The 15,958-nt window shown below is 57.7% G+C and carries 15 protein-coding genes; all 15 read right to left on the bottom strand.

Annotated elements, in window-relative coordinates:
- Positions 1 to 483: 483 nt before the first annotated feature.
- Positions 484 to 1,341, bottom strand: a complete 858-nt coding sequence (gene murI / locus MRS74_RS11305) for a glutamate racemase (protein ID WP_254580392.1) — start codon at positions 1,339 to 1,341, stop codon at positions 484 to 486.
- Positions 1,338 to 2,768, bottom strand: a complete 1,431-nt coding sequence (gene der / locus MRS74_RS11300) for a ribosome biogenesis GTPase Der (protein ID WP_254580391.1) — start codon at positions 2,766 to 2,768, stop codon at positions 1,338 to 1,340. The genes murI and der overlap by 4 nt, the downstream gene beginning before the upstream one ends.
- Positions 2,769 to 2,839: 71 nt before the next feature.
- Positions 2,840 to 3,988: an outer membrane protein assembly factor BamB gene (bamB, locus tag MRS74_RS11295; RefSeq protein ID WP_254580390.1), complete on the bottom strand. Its 1,149-nt coding sequence runs from the start codon at positions 3,986 to 3,988 to the stop codon at positions 2,840 to 2,842.
- The gene (locus MRS74_RS11290) at positions 3,989 to 4,639 is read right to left on the bottom strand and encodes a YfgM family protein (RefSeq protein WP_254580396.1); all 651 of its coding nucleotides are present in this window, start codon (positions 4,637 to 4,639) and stop codon (positions 3,989 to 3,991) included. It abuts the gene before it with no gap.
- Positions 4,640 to 4,672: 33 nt separating this feature from the next.
- Complete coding sequence (gene hisS, locus MRS74_RS11285) at positions 4,673 to 5,950, bottom strand: histidine--tRNA ligase (protein WP_254580389.1); 1,278 nt, start codon at positions 5,948 to 5,950, stop codon at positions 4,673 to 4,675.
- Positions 5,951 to 5,983: 33 nt separating this feature from the next.
- Positions 5,984 to 7,000, bottom strand: a complete 1,017-nt coding sequence (locus MRS74_RS11280) for a RodZ domain-containing protein (RefSeq protein ID WP_254580388.1) — start codon at positions 6,998 to 7,000, stop codon at positions 5,984 to 5,986.
- Positions 6,997 to 7,773 (bottom strand): type IV pilus biogenesis/stability protein PilW, encoded by a 777-nt coding sequence (gene pilW / locus MRS74_RS11275; protein WP_254580387.1) that lies wholly within the window; start codon positions 7,771 to 7,773, stop codon positions 6,997 to 6,999. Before pilW ends, MRS74_RS11280 begins: the two co-directional genes overlap by 4 nt.
- A gap of 10 nt (positions 7,774 to 7,783) precedes the next feature.
- Entirely contained in the window at positions 7,784 to 8,920 is a 1,137-nt protein-coding gene (gene rlmN / locus MRS74_RS11270) for a dual-specificity RNA methyltransferase RlmN (RefSeq protein WP_254580386.1), read from the bottom strand.
- Between the two features lie 71 nt (positions 8,921 to 8,991).
- Positions 8,992 to 9,399 carry a nucleoside-diphosphate kinase gene (gene ndk, locus MRS74_RS11265; protein WP_020683717.1) on the bottom strand — a complete coding sequence of 136 codons (408 nt, stop codon included), beginning with the start codon at positions 9,397 to 9,399 and terminating at the stop codon, positions 8,992 to 8,994.
- A 227-nt stretch (positions 9,400 to 9,626) separates the two neighbouring features.
- Positions 9,627 to 10,922: an adenylosuccinate synthase gene (locus tag MRS74_RS11260; protein WP_254580385.1), complete on the bottom strand. Its 1,296-nt coding sequence runs from the start codon at positions 10,920 to 10,922 to the stop codon at positions 9,627 to 9,629.
- A 41-nt stretch (positions 10,923 to 10,963) separates the two neighbouring features.
- Positions 10,964 to 12,148, bottom strand: a complete 1,185-nt coding sequence (locus MRS74_RS11255; RefSeq protein WP_254580384.1) for an ATP phosphoribosyltransferase regulatory subunit — start codon at positions 12,146 to 12,148, stop codon at positions 10,964 to 10,966.
- 32 nt (positions 12,149 to 12,180) lie between these two features.
- Positions 12,181 to 12,378: a DUF2065 domain-containing protein gene (locus tag MRS74_RS11250; protein ID WP_067385374.1), complete on the bottom strand. Its 198-nt coding sequence runs from the start codon at positions 12,376 to 12,378 to the stop codon at positions 12,181 to 12,183.
- 128 nt (positions 12,379 to 12,506) lie between these two features.
- Positions 12,507 to 13,382: a protease modulator HflC gene (hflC, locus tag MRS74_RS11245; protein WP_254580383.1), complete on the bottom strand. Its 876-nt coding sequence runs from the start codon at positions 13,380 to 13,382 to the stop codon at positions 12,507 to 12,509.
- Positions 13,382 to 14,575 (bottom strand): FtsH protease activity modulator HflK, encoded by a 1,194-nt coding sequence (gene hflK, locus MRS74_RS11240; RefSeq protein WP_254580382.1) that lies wholly within the window; start codon positions 14,573 to 14,575, stop codon positions 13,382 to 13,384. Before hflK ends, hflC begins: the two co-directional genes overlap by 1 nt.
- 84 nt (positions 14,576 to 14,659) lie before the next feature.
- A complete protein-coding gene (hflX, locus tag MRS74_RS11235) occupies positions 14,660 to 15,958 on the bottom strand; it encodes a ribosome rescue GTPase HflX (RefSeq protein ID WP_254580381.1) in 1,299 nt (432 codons plus the stop codon).

Genomic DNA, 15,958 nt, shown 5'->3' with positions numbered 1-15,958 from the left:
CCAAGCCGATACTGCCGGTCGATTCATCAGGTGAAACCACTTGATAATCAACCATTTACTTCCGACTTGCTCGCTCTGTTTGAGGGCCGTTAAAGCCGCTCTCCCTAAGCGAGGTGCGCATTCTACAGCGCCCCAGATCAGAGTCAACAGCCCTTTTGAAATTAATAACGAATAAACCCAAAAAAGGGCTTATCAAGCCCTAAACCGGCTCGCCGACGGCAATATAGATTACAGAGCAACCAGCTGTGCACATTTAAAACGCCATACACTGCTCAATAAACAGACAAAAGCAATTCCAGACTCATCGATATTCTATACTCGGCAGGCTCCGAGCAGAAAAAGATCCGATTTCAAAGACCACAAACACCAAGGGCGCCGAAAAAGGCGCCCTTGGTGTATCCAATCATTAAAACCTCTGGCCAGCTACATAATGACCCGCAACATATAGATGGACATGCATGCACCACAGTCACAACGCCCCCCTCAGGCGACAACATAATGCTGCAGATCAACCAGTTCAACCTGAGCTGCGTTCACCGGCCCTTCAAAGAAATAGGACGCAACGCGCACAAAACGCTCAGGTCCATCGGTCACCAGAAAGGACACATGCCCAGGAGCATTACCCTCTCGCATCAGGTTACCTTCCACTAACTGCTGCTTGACCACTCGGGTGGTCGTCACCGCCGAGTCCACCAGACTGACATCCGGCCCCACCACCTTGGCAATGGCCCCCTTGAGTGCCGGGAAGTGCGTGCACCCCAGCACCAAGGTATCGATGCCGGAGTCGCCTTCTGCCTCGTCCAGCAGTGGCGCCAGGCAGCGCGCGACTATCTGCTCGACAAGGTCACCCTCATGCCAGCCTTCCTCGGCCAGGGACACGAACAGTGAGCAGCCCTGGGCCCGGATTCTGATATCCGGTCGCAACGACATGATTGCCTTCTGATAGGCCTGGTTGTTTACGGTACTCTCGGTCGCGATGACCCCCACCTGGCCGTTACGGGTTTTGGCACAGCAGGCTTCAGCCCCCGGCTCAACCACACCGACCACGGGAACACCGGGAAAGCGCAGCCGCAGCGGCTCCACCGCCACCGCTGATACTGTATTGCAGGCAATCACCAGCAGCTTGACCTTGCGCTCGATCAGCAGCCGCGCCGCCTGTTCCGCATAGCGCGTGACCGAAAGCGAACTCTTGGTGCCATAGGGCACCCGTGCGGTGTCCCCCAGATAAATCAGATTTTCGAAGGGCAGCTGGCGGCGCAACTCATTCAGCACCGTCAGACCGCCGACACCCGAATCAAACACACCGATAGGCAGACGCCGACGCTCTTCCTGTTCACTCATTTTTTCTTGCGCGACTTGCGCTTGCTCTCTTTCTTCAAGTCCTGCACATGCAACTTGAAACGCTGCTTTTTGGCCAGCTGACGGGGAGTCAGCTGATTCTGACGACCTTCAAACGGGTTATCACCGACGCGGAATTCAAACCGTACCGGCGTGCCCTTGATGCCGAGCACCTGACGGAACTTGTTCTGCAGGTAACGTTTGTAGGACGCCGGCAGGTTATCAAGCTGATTACCGTGGACCACAATAATCGGCGGGTTCGAGCCGCCCTGGTGGGCATAGCGCATCTTGATGCGACGGCCATTCACCATCGGCGGCTGATGCTCCGCCACTACATCCTCAAGCAGGCGGGTCAGCCGATTGGTCGGCCACTTGGCCATGGCACTGGCATAGGCTTCATCAACCGAACGATACATTTCACCCACACCACTGCCGTGCAGCGCCGAGATGAAGTGGAAACGGGCAAAGTCGACGAACTCAAGCCGACGCTGAATCTGTTCCTTGACCTTGAGCTTCTGCTCTTCGGTCATGCCATCCCACTTGTTCAGTGCAATAACCAGCGAGCGGCCGGCGTCGAGCACGAAGCCCAGCATGTGCAGATCCTGATCGGTCACGCCCTGACGCGCATCAATCACGCACACCACCACGTTGGCATCTTCGATTGCCTGCAACGTCTTGATGATCGAGAACTTTTCCACCGCCTCGGTGATATTCTTGCGCCGACGCACACCGGCGGTATCGATCAGTATGTAAGGCTCACCATCGCGCTCATAGGGAATATAAATACTGTCGCGGGTGGTACCGGCCTGATCGAAAACCACAACACGGTCTTCACCGAGCATGCGGTTAACCAGTGTCGACTTGCCCACATTGGGCCGCCCGACCACCGCGATCTTGGTGCTGTGCTTGAACTCTTCCGGCAGAACGTCGGCTTCCTGCTCGGGCAGTTCGCTGAGTACTTCCTCGATCAGCAGCGTCACACTGCGGTTCTGCGATGCCGCGATCGGCAACGGCTGTCCCAGCCCCAGACCAAAGAAATCGGAAATGGCGACATCGGGATCCAGGCCGTCGGTCTTGTTGACCACCAGGTAGCAGCTCTTTTCGGAGCGGCGCAGATGATCGGCAATCATTTCGTCGGCCGGATTCAGGCCAGCACGGCCATCCACCAGAAACAGAACAATGTCTGCCTCTTCGATCGCCAGCAGGGACTGCTTGGCCATCAGAGAGTCGATACCCTCTTCATCGCCACTGATGCCGCCGGTGTCGATAACGATAAACTGCGAATCGCCGACCCGGCCTTCGCCGTACTTGCGATCACGGGTCAGGCCCGACAGATCGGCCACCAATGCGTCCCGCGAGCGTGTCAGTCGATTGAAAAGTGTAGATTTGCCGACATTGGGTCGGCCCACGAGCGCTATAACCGGTACCATTCTCTATTTACCACAACGAAAACGGCGGCTACTCGCAAACGCAAATAGCCGCCTGTGAAAATCACTCATGCTCAGTTCAGGCGCAATGCCAGCAAACGGCCGTCATTACCCAGTACATAGAGCACATCATTAATCGCGAGCATGTCGCCCACTACACCTTCGGAATCGGCGCGATAGCGTGCGACAAAGTGGCCATCAACCTGCGACATGAAGTGCAGATAACCTTCCACATCGCCTACCACCACATTATTTCCCAGCACCGCAGGGGCTGACACACCGCGGTTTTCCAATGCAGGCTGAGACCAGACGCTGGCACTGCTGCGCGCATCGTAGGCCTGCACATGATCGTTGGCTTCTACCACATAGATGTTGCCGAAACCTGCGGCCGGCGTGCGGTAGCTGGAGCTGTCGCGGGCCCACTGTATCTGTGCATCAAACGGATTGATCGCCACCAGACGCCCCTGATAGCTGGATACATAGAGCATCTGATTAGCCAGTAGCGGACGGCCGTCGATATCCACCATGCGCTCCAGCTCGGAACGACCCTGCGGCTCGGCAACGCGTTGTTCCCACAGCATGTTGCCATTGCTGTTCGTCAGCGCCGCCAGCTTGCCACTGGCAAAGCCTGCGAAAGTGACATCCGCCGCAACGATGGGCGCTGCCGTACCGCGCAGGCTCAGACTCGGCACCTGGCTGTCGTAGGTCCAGCGATGCTCGCCCGAAGCTGTATCCAGCGCCGTCACCTTGCCATTGACCAGCTGCACCACCACCAGATCGCGATTAAGCTGCGCTGGCGCCACGGCTTCGGAGGACACCTGACGACGCCAGAGTTCCTGACCGCTGCTGCTGTCCAGCGCGATAACCAGACCCGACTCCGTGACCACCACCACAGACGCAGGGCCTACCCCGGTACCCGCGCCCAGCGCTGTTTCGAGTTCGACTTCCCAGACTTCTTTGCCGGTCGCAAGATCAAACGCCGCTACCGTACCCTCGGCGTCATTCGCATAAATGCGCACGCCATCGGACGCCGGTGCAAACTGGTGGTACTTCTTGCCAAGGCCGGAGCCCACACGAGCACTCCAGAGCACATCCACCGAACGCTCGGATTTAAAATCGACCAGCTCATTGGGTTCGACTTCATCATTCGAACTCCAGAGGCTGCAGCCGCTCACGGACACAACCAGCGCACCCGCAGCCAGAACTCGGAACAGCTTGTTCATTTAACCTTCCTCAGCCGTGAGACTTTCGAGCTTCATGGTCAGCAGCGGACGCACACCCGCGGTTTCCGCAGCCTGGGCCGCCAGACGATAGGCATCCCGAGCCTCTGTCGCGTTACCGGCAGACAACAGCAGGTCGCCACGCAGCTCCTGGTAGCTGGCTTCAAAGTTGCCAGGCTCCTGTGCATCCAGCAATGCCAGCGCTTCGCCCGCCTGACCCTGCTGCGCCATAATCTGCGCCTTGCGCATGATGGCAACAACACGCTGAGCATCGCTCGGGTCATGGCTCAAAACCCACTCAAGCTGCACCAGAGCCTCATCCAGCTGACCCTGCTCTACCGCCACGCGGGCCATCAACAGGGAACCCAGGGCTGCGTAGGCGCTGTCTTCGTAGTCAGCCTTAAGGCCGCTCGCCAGATGCTCGGCCGTCGCGACCTGAGCCTCTGTGCCCACGGCTGCCAGGGACAGGCTTACGGCCTGTACCAGACTCTGATACATCGCCGAGGCATTCGCGGCTTCAGCAGCCTGGCGGTCCTGCCAGGTTCGCCAGCCAAACACCAGTGCCAGCGCTATCGCCAGGGTCAGCAGCAAGGTCTTGCCGTTTTCCTGCCACCAACGCTTAAGCGCTTCTACCTGTTCCTCTTCTGTGCGCATCTCAGCCACGTACGACTCCCTATGCCCTGTCGATCAAAGGTTGATAATATTTGTCAGCTCAGCCGCAAGCTGCGACCAGGCTATCTGCTTTTGTTCCGCGTCACTGCGCAGCGGCTTGAGTGTCGCCACCTGACGTTCGACCTCGTCGTCACCCAGAATAAGGGCGACGCGAGCACCGCTGCGATCGGCCTTTTTCATCTGACTCTTGAAATTACCGCCACCGCAGTGGAGCTGAATTCGAAGATCGGTCTCATTGCGCAGACGCTCCGCCAGCAGCAACGCCTGACTCGCCGCATCTGCCCCCATTGAGGCGATATACAGATCAACCGTCTGACGGGCCTCATCCGGTACGACGTCAAGCGTTTCAAGCAGCAACACCAGGCGCTCGATGCCCATGGCAAAACCCACCGCCGGTGTCGCCTTGCCACCAAGCTGCTCTACCAGGCCATCATAACGACCGCCCGCACAGACAGTACCCTGGGCGCCAAGCTTGTCAGTAACCCATTCGAAAACCGTCTTGCAGTAGTAATCCAGCCCGCGTACCAGGCGTGGGTTCACCTCATAGGCGAGGCCGGCGCGATCCAGCAGGGACTTCAGCGCTTCAAAATGTTCGAGGGACTCTGCATCCAGATATTCATGGAAATCCGGCGCATCGTTCAGCAATGCCTGGGTTGTCTCGTCCTTGCTGTCGAGGATACGCATGGGATTGGTTTCGAGGCGGCGCAGGCTGTCTTCATCCAGCTGTTCCTTGCACCCTTGCAGGTACTGCACCAGCGCGTCCTTGTAACGGCCGCGGGCATCGGCGCTGCCGATGGTATTCAGCTGCAGCGTGACCGCATCCAGCAAGCCCAGCTGACGCCAGAGACGGGCTGTCAGCAGAATCAGCTCGGCATCGATATCCGGACCCTGCATGCCAAAGGTCTCGACGCCAATCTGGTGAAACTGGCGGTAGCGTCCCTTTTGGGGGCGCTCATGCCGGAACATGGGCCCCTTGTACCACAGGCGCTGTACCTGATTGTAAAGCAGACCATTTTCCTCTCCGGCACGCACGCAGCCTGCCGTTCCTTCAGGACGCAGCGTCAGGCTGTCGCCGTTGCGGTCTTCAAAGGTATACATCTCTTTCTCTACGATATCCGTGACTTCACCGATAGAGCGCTTGAAAAGATCGGTCTGCTCGACGATTGGCATGCGTATTTCAGCGTAACCGTAAGCACCAAGGACTGTCTGTACATGCTGTTCCAGGTACTGCCACACCGGAGTTGCTTGCGGCAGGATGTCATTCATACCACGAATGGCTTTGATCTTGGCCAAAATAAAACCCTACTAAATCTGAACGGCGACGTATTAATTAAGCGGAAGCGTTAACCGGGCAACATTCTTGTTGTTGAAGGGCGCAAGGTCAACCACAGCGCCGTCGAAACTGATTTGACTGACAGCATTGGTACGACCCAGTAACAGGTTCAAGGGTCCCGCCTGCTCGATACGCAGTTCGTCACCGGCCTTGCGCAGGTTGTTAAACAGCGTCTTGCCGGAAGCATTCTTGACCGTGACCCAGCAATCATCACTAAAGCGAACCAGCAGTCCGGTCGTGGCAAGCGCGTCTGCACCATCCGCAACAGCGGCCACCGCAGCAGCCGTGTCTGACTCAACGGCTTGCGTTGCTGATTCAGCGCCCACTGCTGCGTCTGTTACTGGAACCGCAGGCACAGCTGATGCGGTCAAGGTCGGATCAGCCTGCGTAGCCGCAGCGTCGTCCTGTATCGCCCTGTCTTCAGCGCCAGCCGCCACAAGCTCGTCTGACGACGGTTGTGCCGCCGCGGTATCCAGACCAGGTTCAGCCTCGGCAAAATCAGGCTCGGGCTCGCCGGCTGACAACACCAGGGTTTCACCATCGGCCGTATCCACCGCCACCGTGCTTTGCGGCGAACTGGTCATTGCGACTTCATGACCATACTGTGTCTTCCACCACCAGAAGGTGGTCGCGACTATAACCACGACGAGCAGCAACATGGAAAGGCTGACACCGGGGCCCGATACGCCCGAGGGCTGTACCCGAGTGATTGAGCGAATGGACGCAGGAGTCTGTCCACCACCGTAGTTCCTGTCGAACTCACGCACCAGATCATCGCCGTTTACGCCCAGCAGGCGGGCATAGGATCGAAGGTAACCGCGGGCAAACACGACGCTGGGCAACTTGCTATAGTCACCCTCCTCCAGCGCTCTTACCTGTATGACAGGCAATCGCAATGATGTTGCCACTTGCTCAAGTGACAGTCCCTGGGCCTCACGCATCTGTACAAGACTGAACTGCGACGATGTGGCCGCAATCGATTCAGACTCAGCCTGGGACACCTGGTTCACTGCAGCGACTCCTTGTAATTGGCATATTCCGCGGATTGCGGGAAAATATTTTTCAATAACAGCGCAAAGGTGGCGCCCCGGGTGCTACTGCCTCCCTCGCGCGACAGCTGGATCCCCAGCCAGAGGCTCTGGGCGCTGTGTTCGACCTGACGCGAATCAACCAGCAGCGAGAACTTGTCGAAATACTGCCGCGCCTCGGGCAGGTGACCGGCTTCCAGCTGTATTGCCGTCAGCTCCAGCAGGGCCAGCGGACGGTTGGGTGACAGCCTGAGAGTTCGCTCAAAAGCATGCTGCGCCGCGTCCGGACGCTGAATGACGCGAAAACACCGCCCCAGGTTTTCAAACGCCTGGGCACGCTGGGTGTAAAACGGATCCTCCGTCGCCCTCTCCAGCTCCGTGCAGGCTTCGCCGTAGCGACCCTGCGCGTAAAGGAAGGCTCCGAAGTTGTTGTGATAGGACGCTGTCTCCGGCTCCAGGCTCACAGCCTTGCGAAAATGCTGCTCCGCCAGAGCGTATTCCTGCTCCACCTGGAACACCAGCGCCAGCGCGTTATAGGTACCGGCATGCTTGTCACTGATTTCCACAGCCCGCTGCAGCGCATCCTTGGCACTGACCAGGTCACCCGCTCGCAGATACTGCAAGCCTAGCTGGGTGTAAGCTTCGAGAGCCTTTTGTGGAGACACCTCGGCTGAATTCTGACGCCCCGGCGAACTGGAACAGCCCACCACCAACAACATGACAATCGTCCATAGTGCTGCGCGAATTCCGCTCAAGCTATACCTCCTAGGCTCTTCGATCCGTGGATAGACCCGGCTCCTCTTGTACCACGGGAATGATTTTTTGGCTACGGCGGGTGCGATCCTGCACCTGGCCGACCAGCTGTCCGCAGGCAGCATCAATCTCGTCGCCACGGGTGCGTCGAACAGTGGTAATAATATTCGAGGTAACCATGATCTGCTTGAACGCCTGAATCGCCGCATCGGACGGACGCTCGTAGCCGGAATTTGGGAAGGGGTTAAACGGAATCAGATTGAGCTTGCAGGGCAAACGGCGCAGTACCTTGACCAGCTCACGGGCCTGATGGGGCTGATCGTTCACGCCTGCCATCATGGTGTACTCGATGGTGATGACGCGCTTGTCACTCAGGCCTTCGAGGTAGCGGTTGCAGGCATCGATCAGCTGATCAATCGGATAGCGACGGTTGATCGGCACCAGCACATCGCGCAGCTCATTGTTGGGGGCATGCAGCGAGATTGCCAGGGATACATCACTGATTTCGCGCAGCCTGTCTATTGCCGGTACAACTCCGGCCGTACTCAGGGTGACACGTCGCTTGGACAGGCCATAGGCGTTGTCATCCATCATCAACTGAGTGGAGTCGACAACGTTATCAAAATTCATCAGGGGCTCGCCCATGCCCATCAGTACAACGTTGGTCACCTGGCGTTCGCCATTGGGATCCATCGGACCGAAAGACTTAATGGCGATATAGACCTGGCCGATGACTTCAGCCGCGGTCAGGTTGCGGTTAAAGCCCTGCTTGCCTGTCGAGCAGAAACTGCAGTTCAGGGAGCAGCCGACCTGGGACGAAATACAGAGTGTACGGCGGGTTCCTTCAGGAATCAGCACGGTCTCCACACAGGAGCCGCCTTCCACCCGGATAACCCATTTGCGCGTACCATCCTTGGATATGTCCTGAGAGACCACTTCGGGCGGCCGGATCTCCGCGACAGCATTAAGCTTCTCGCGCAGCGCCTTGCTGATGTTTGTCATCTCATCAAAGCTTTCGGCACCCAGCTGATGAATCCATTTCAACACCTGGGTGGCGCGAAAGCGCTTTTCCCCAAGCTCAGCAAAAAACGCCTCAAGCTTGGCAGGAGACAACCCCAGTAAATTGGTTTTGGTAATGGATTCAGTCATCAAAGTCACTCAGTATTAAATCGTTGTGCCAGGACCGCGGCGCAGCCGAGACCCTGGCACAGGTTTACAGCTTACTTTCCGAAGAAGTAAGCGATCTCACGTGCAGCAGAGGTAGCGGAATCCGAACCGTGTACAGCGTTGGCATCGATGGATTCAGCGAAATCACGACGGATAGTGCCTTCAGCAGCATCCTTCGGGTTAGTAGCGCCCATCAGTTCACGGTTGACTAGGATAGCGTTTTCACCTTCCAGCGCCTGTACAACAACAGGACCAGAGGTCATGAAAGCAACCAGATCACCAAAGAAAGGACGCTCTTTGTGCTCAGCGTAGAAGCCTTCAGCTTCTTCTTTAGACAGGCTTTTCATCTGCATTTCAACAACCTTCAGACCAGCTTCTTCGAAGCGAGCAACGATCTGACCGATGGCATTTTTAGCAACGGCATCAGGCTTGATGATGGACAGAGTACGTTCGACAGCCATGGAAATTCCCCAAGTATGGATAGATCAAAATTTAAACGCGGCATTATACGCCAAGCCCAGGATATAAAACAGCAGCGCCTGCAGCGAAAGCCGAGTTACTACACTCCGGCAACAGCCGCCATGCGCGCCCAGACGCCAGGCTCGACTGGCACGACCCCATAGCCGCAGACACAAAAAACCCGGCGGATGCCGGGCTTTCTCAACCTTGCCTGCACAGCCGCTAGAACTCAGGCCTCGTAGGGGTCACGCAGCACGATGGTTTCAGCACGATCAGGACCGGTGGAAATGATATCCACAGGCGCTTCAATCAACTGCTCAATTCGCTTGATGTAGGCAATGGCGTTCGCCGGCAGCGCATCAACGGACTGAGCGCCAACAGTGGAATCGCTCCAGCCCGGCATCTCTTCGTAGACCGGCTCGACCTTGTCGTAATCTTCGCTGCCACTGAGGGATTCAACCAGGTTGCCCTGCTGATCACGGTAGCCGATACAGATGCTGATCGTTTCCAGACCATCCAGCACATCCAGCTTGGTCAGACAGATACCCGAAATCGAGTTGATCTGAATCGCATGCTTGAGCGCAACCGCATCAAACCAGCCGCAACGACGCGCACGACCCGTGGTAGCACCGAACTCGTGACCACGTTCAGCCAGACGACGACCCACATCGCAACCCAACTCCGTCGGGAAGGGACCGCCGCCCACACGCGTGGTATACGCCTTGGTAATACCCAGGATGTAATCCAGGTACAGCGGACCGAAACCGGAACCGGTGGAGGTGCCGCCAGCCGTAGTGTTGGACGAGGTCACAAACGGATAGGTACCGTGATCGATATCCAGCAGCGACCCCTGCGCTCCTTCGAACATGATGCTGGCACCCTGCTTGCGCAGAGCGTGCAGAATCGAGGTCACATCAGCAACCATCGGACGCAGCTGCTCACCCATTTCCAGCGCCTGCTGCAACACGGTGTCATAGTCGATCGGATCAACCTTGTAGTAATGCTCCAGCGCAAAGTTGTGATAGGCCATCACTTCCTTCAGCTTGGTGGCAAAACGCTCAGGGTGCATCAGATCATCCAGACGCAAACCGCGACGTGCGACCTTATCTTCGTACGCAGGACCAATGCCACGCCCGGTTGTACCGATCTTGGATTCGCCACGCGCAAGCTCACGCGCCTGATCCAGCGCCACATGATATGGCAGAATCAGCGGGCAAGCCGGGCTCAGACGCAGACTCTCGCGCACTGTCACACCCGCCTGCTCAAGGCCCTCGATCTCCTTGAGCAACGCTTCCGGCGACAGCACAACCCCATTACCGATCAGACACTGCACGCCTTGGCGCAGAATGCCGGACGGAATCAGGTGCAGAACCGTCTTCTTGCCATCAATAACCAGTGTATGGCCGGCATTATGCCCACCCTGAAAGCGTGCTACCGCTGCAACTCGCTCGGTCAGCAGGTCGACGATCTTGCCTTTGCCTTCGTCGCCCCACTGCGTGCCCAAAACAACTACGTTTCTACCCATTGTTGTCTCTAGTGATGTTTAGCGTTAATCGAAAAATTCGCTTACAGGGCCGTCACGACCCAAGTATCCCCTTGCTGCAGCAACTGACGGTCGCAACTGGACGCATTGGCCAGCGTCACGTCCGGCAACTGCTGCATAACGCGCTCTCCCTGAGCACGCAGTTCACTGATCCGCGCCAGCAGCGACGGGGACTGCCCCGCCGGTGCAAGAATGGCGCTGCCACGGGCCTCAAGCCCTGCAACCGCCAGATCTTCCAGGCATTTCAAATCAGCGCTGAATCCTGTTGCCGGGCGTGCCCGACCAAAATCCCGTCCAATCTCGTCATAGCGACCACCCTTGGCAATCGCCTGACCAAAGCCCGCCGCATAGGCTGCAAACACAATACCGGTATGGTAGTTGTATCCACGCAACTCACCCAGATCAAAGTACAATCGCACCTGCGGATACCGCAGGCTCACCTGGCGCGCGATCTCCTCCAGATAAGCCACCGCATCCAGCACCGCAGCCTGCCCACCGCCAAACAGCTCGCGAGCGCGCAGCAGCACCTCGGCGCCACCATGCAGACGCGGCAATTCGGTCAGCAACGCCAGTGTAGGCGCATCGAGATCCAGCCCAGCCAGCAATGTCTCGATTTCCGGCAGCGCCTTCAACTGCAGTTTTTCAAGATAGAGGCTTTCCTGCGCTGCCGTCAGACCCGCATCCGCCATCAGGTTACGCACAATCCCGACGTGGCCCAGATCCAGACTCAGCGGCGCCTCGATGCCGGATGCCAGCAGCGTCTCGAGCATCAGACTGATCACTTCAACATCACTGTCAATGCCCGCGTGGCCGTAAAGCTCCGCACCCACCTGCATCGGATTGCGCGAGGCCAGCATATTGGCCGGACGCGTCTGTAACACCGAACCGCAATAGCACAGCCGGCTGGCACCTTCGGTACGCATGCGGTGCGCATCGATACGCGCGACCTGGGGCGTAATGTCTGCCCGAATCCCGAGCAGGTGCCCACTGACCTGGTCGGTCAGCTTGAAGGTGACCAGATCCAGGTCCCGCCCCACACCTGTGAGCAGCGACTCCAGATGCTCCATCAGCGGCGGCATGACAAGCTCATAGCCCCAGCTGTCATAGAGATCGAGCAGACGACGGCGCAATGCCTCGATCTGGCGCGCCCGTGGCGGCAATATGTCTTTTACGCCATCCGGCAACAACCAGCGATCTGCCAATGCCATGCAGTACTCCAATACAATCCTGGTAATCTGATTCAGTTGATCCAATACAGCAACGCGACACCGGCCAGCATACTCAGCAGACCGAAAACTCGCAGCGTTGCATCATTGATCAGTGACAGCTGCTGCACCATAAGGCGCCAGCGCTGCGGGTACAAAAAGGGCAGCACACCTTCCAAAACCAGCATCAAACAGAAGCCGATCAACAGCTCGCGCCATAACCCAGAAGACATAAACCATCCCGCCCGAGGCAGCCCGCTGCCACAAAAAAACCGGGTCTTGGCCCGGTGTGCGGATTCTAGCACGGAACGGGTGTAAATTTGCACCCGTTCCGCTGCATTACAACCTTATCAGGGTCGAATCAGGGCCCTGTAGGTTTGGACAGATACTTGAAGAAGTCGCTGTCAGGTTTGAGCAGGAGCACATCACCACTCTCGCCGCTGAATGATGACCGGTAGGCCGACAGACTGCGAGAGAAGGAGTAGAACTCCGGATCCCGATTAAAGGCTTCGGCATAGACACGGGCAGCGGACGCATCGCCCTCGCCTCGTGTTTCCTCAGCTTCGCGGTAGGCGTTTGCCTTGACGACAGTCACCTGACGATCCGCATCAGCCCGGATACCCTCGGCCAGTTCCTTGCCTCGCGAACGCAACTCGCGCGCTTCACGCTCACGCTCGGTACGCATGCGCTGGTATACCGACTCCGATACTTCGGGCGGCAGCTCAACGCGTTTGACGCGCACGTCGATGACATTGATACCCAGCTCAGCCTGTGCGATCTGACTAAGCTGCTGGATCACCTTCTCCATCAGCTCTTCACGCTCACCGGAAACCACCTGATTCAGCGTACGGGCACCAAACTGGTTACGCAGTTCGTTTTCCACACGGGTCAGCAGCACATCACCGGCGCGGAACTCGTCACCCGAGGTCGCCGTATAGTACTTGCCGACATCCTTGATGCGCCACTTGATAAAGGCATCCACGATCAGACGCTTTTTCTCCAGCGTCAGGAACGACTGCGGGCGTGCGTCCAGCGTCAGCAGGCGGCCATCGAACTTGCGCACCACGTTGACGAAAGGCACCTTGAAATGCAGGCCAGGGGTGACATCATCATTGACGATCTCACCGAAGCGCAGCAGTACGGCACGCTCGGTTTCGCTGATGATATACACCGACTTGGACCCCACCATGAACACCAGCAACAGCAGGACCAGTACAAGCATTGATCTAGGCTTCATTACCGGCCCTCCCTACGCGTAACGGTACTCTGGCGCACACGCATCTCATCAACTACCTTGTCCGTCAGTTCGCGAAGACCCTGATCATCCAGGCGCGTAGCGCGGCTTGAGTCGCGACGCTCGTTGCTGTTCTGCATCAACTTGTCCAGCGGCAGATACATCATGTTATTACCACCCTCAACGTCGATCAGGACTTTCGGGTTGTTCTCCAGCACGGACTGCATCATGTCCAGATACAGACGCTCACGCATAACTTCCGGAGCCTTGCGATACTCGCCCAGCAGAGCGATGAATCGCTTGGCTTCACCATCCGCCCGAGCCAGTACTTCTTCACGATAGGCGTTGGCCTCTTCCAGCATGCGCTGCGCTTCACCGCGCGCCTCCGGTACTATGCCATTGGCGTAGGATTCAGCCTCGTTCTTGACACGCTGCTCGTCTTCCCGCGCCTTGATCACGTCATCGAATGCGTCCTGCACCTGACTCGGCGCCTGGGCATTCTTGACGTTGATCTTGGAGATGCTCAGCCCCGTACCATAGCTCTGCATGTAACCCTGCAGACGATCCAGTACGGCAAAGCCGAGCGCCTCACGGCCTTCGGTCAGCAAGGAATGCATTTCCGAGCTGCCGACGACCTGGCGCAGCGCAGATTCGGACGCATTTGCCAGACTGCCTTCAGGGTCACGCACGTTCAGCCGGTAGGCCTTGGGATCAATGATCAGATACTGCACGGTCACATCAATATCAACGATGTTCTCGTCTTCAGTCAGCATCAGAGCACGGTGATCCAGCGTACGCACCCGGGTCACATTGACCTTGGTGACATCGTCAATCATCGGCGGGTTCCACTGCAGACCCGGGTTAACCGTGTCGTAGTACTTACCCAGGCGCAGCACCACGCCGCGCTCCTGCTGATCGACGGTATAGAAACCCATACCCGCCCACGCCAGCACGACCACAACCAGCAGCACCCACAGGAAGCCGGAGCCAGATGACGAAGCACCGCCACCGCCGCCGCCACCGCCTGTGTTTACCTTGCCGAAGATGCTGTTCAGCTTGTCCTGCAGCTTGCGCAGCGCTTCGTCGAGATCAGGCGGCCCCTGATCCCCACCACCCTTAGGTCCGCCACGCTTGTCGCCATTCCAGGGATCATGGTTTTTACCGTCCCCATTCCCGCCGGGCTCATTCCAAGCCATAGTGCTCTCCGTTAGAAAACGCTTGATTCAACTCAAAAAATTGTAGATAGCCACAGGGGCCAACGCAAGCCTGAGTCAAGTTTCTCAAGACGCAGCCTGCATCAGATACGACTCGGATGGAATCCCGAGCCGACTGAGCAGCCGCAACAAGTCTTTCTTCTGCAATCGGACTTCAACCTGCATCTGCCCGGAGGCATCAACACTTTCACGCAATACCGCATTGAGCGCATAAAGCTGTGCCCGTAGCTGGCCGGCACTGGCGGGCAGGTTCAGCGTCTGATGGAAAATATCATCTGACAATCGCTCGCTCACCGCCTGGTAGAGCAGCTCGCTACCCTCACCCGTGACCGCAGACACCCAGACGCGCCACGGCCGACCCTCGTCATCACGGTCGATGCGGGCTTCCTGCCCATCCAGCATGTCGATCTTGTTGTAGACCTCCAGCACAGGCACTTCGCTGGCACCGATTTCCTGCAGTACATGCTTGACCTGTTCGATATGCCCGCCACGCTCATCGTCGTAGCAGTCGATCACATGCAGCAGCAGATCCGCTTCAGCGGTTTCCTGCAAGGTGGCACGAAATGCCTCGACCAGCTTGTGCGGCAGATGCCGGATAAAACCGACTGTATCCGCCAGGATCGCAGGCCCCACATCCGCCAGCTGAATCTTGCGCAGCGTCGGATCCAGGGTTGCAAACAGCTGATCGGCCACATAAACGCAGGACTCGGTCAGACGGTTAAACAGTGTCGACTTGCCCGCATTGGTATAACCCACCAATGATACGGTCGGCACCTCGGCGCGCTGTCGCGCACGGCGACCCTGATCACGCTGACGGCGTACCCGGTCAAGCCGCTTGACGATACTTTTCATCCGCGCGCGCAACAACCGGCGATCGGTTTCAAGCTGAGTTTCACCCGGGCCACGCAGACCTATCCCGCCTTTTTGACGCTCAAGATGGGTCCAGCCACGCACCAGACGGGTCGACATATGATCGAGCTGTGCCAGCTCGACCTGTAGCTTGCCCTCGTGGGTACGGGCACGCTGAGCAAAGATATCCAGTATCAGGCCGGTTCGATCCAGCACCCGACACTTGAGTTGCTGCTCAAGATTGCGTTCCTGGGACGGCGACAGGGCATGATTGAAAATGACGATCTCTGCTTCATGCAGCGTCACGAGTTCGATCAGCTCGGCCAGTTTGCCTGTGCCAATAAAAAATTTGGAACTCGGCTTGGCGCGACTGCCGATGAGAAATTCCACCGGATCCGCGCCTGCCGAGAGTGCGAGCTCTTCAAGCTCCTGGGGACTTTCAGCCTTGCTCTCGTCACCGAAATCGATGTGCACGAGAACGGCCTTCTCTCCAGACTTGGGTCGTTCAAAAAACAA

It is taken from the genome of Marinobacterium sedimentorum, from assembly GCF_024267675.1.
GTDB classification, from domain to species: domain Bacteria; phylum Pseudomonadota; class Gammaproteobacteria; order Pseudomonadales; family Balneatricaceae; genus Marinobacterium_A; species Marinobacterium_A sedimentorum.
Note: the sequence above shows the minus strand (reverse complement) of the source record. Positions and strands in the feature narration are given on the sequence as shown.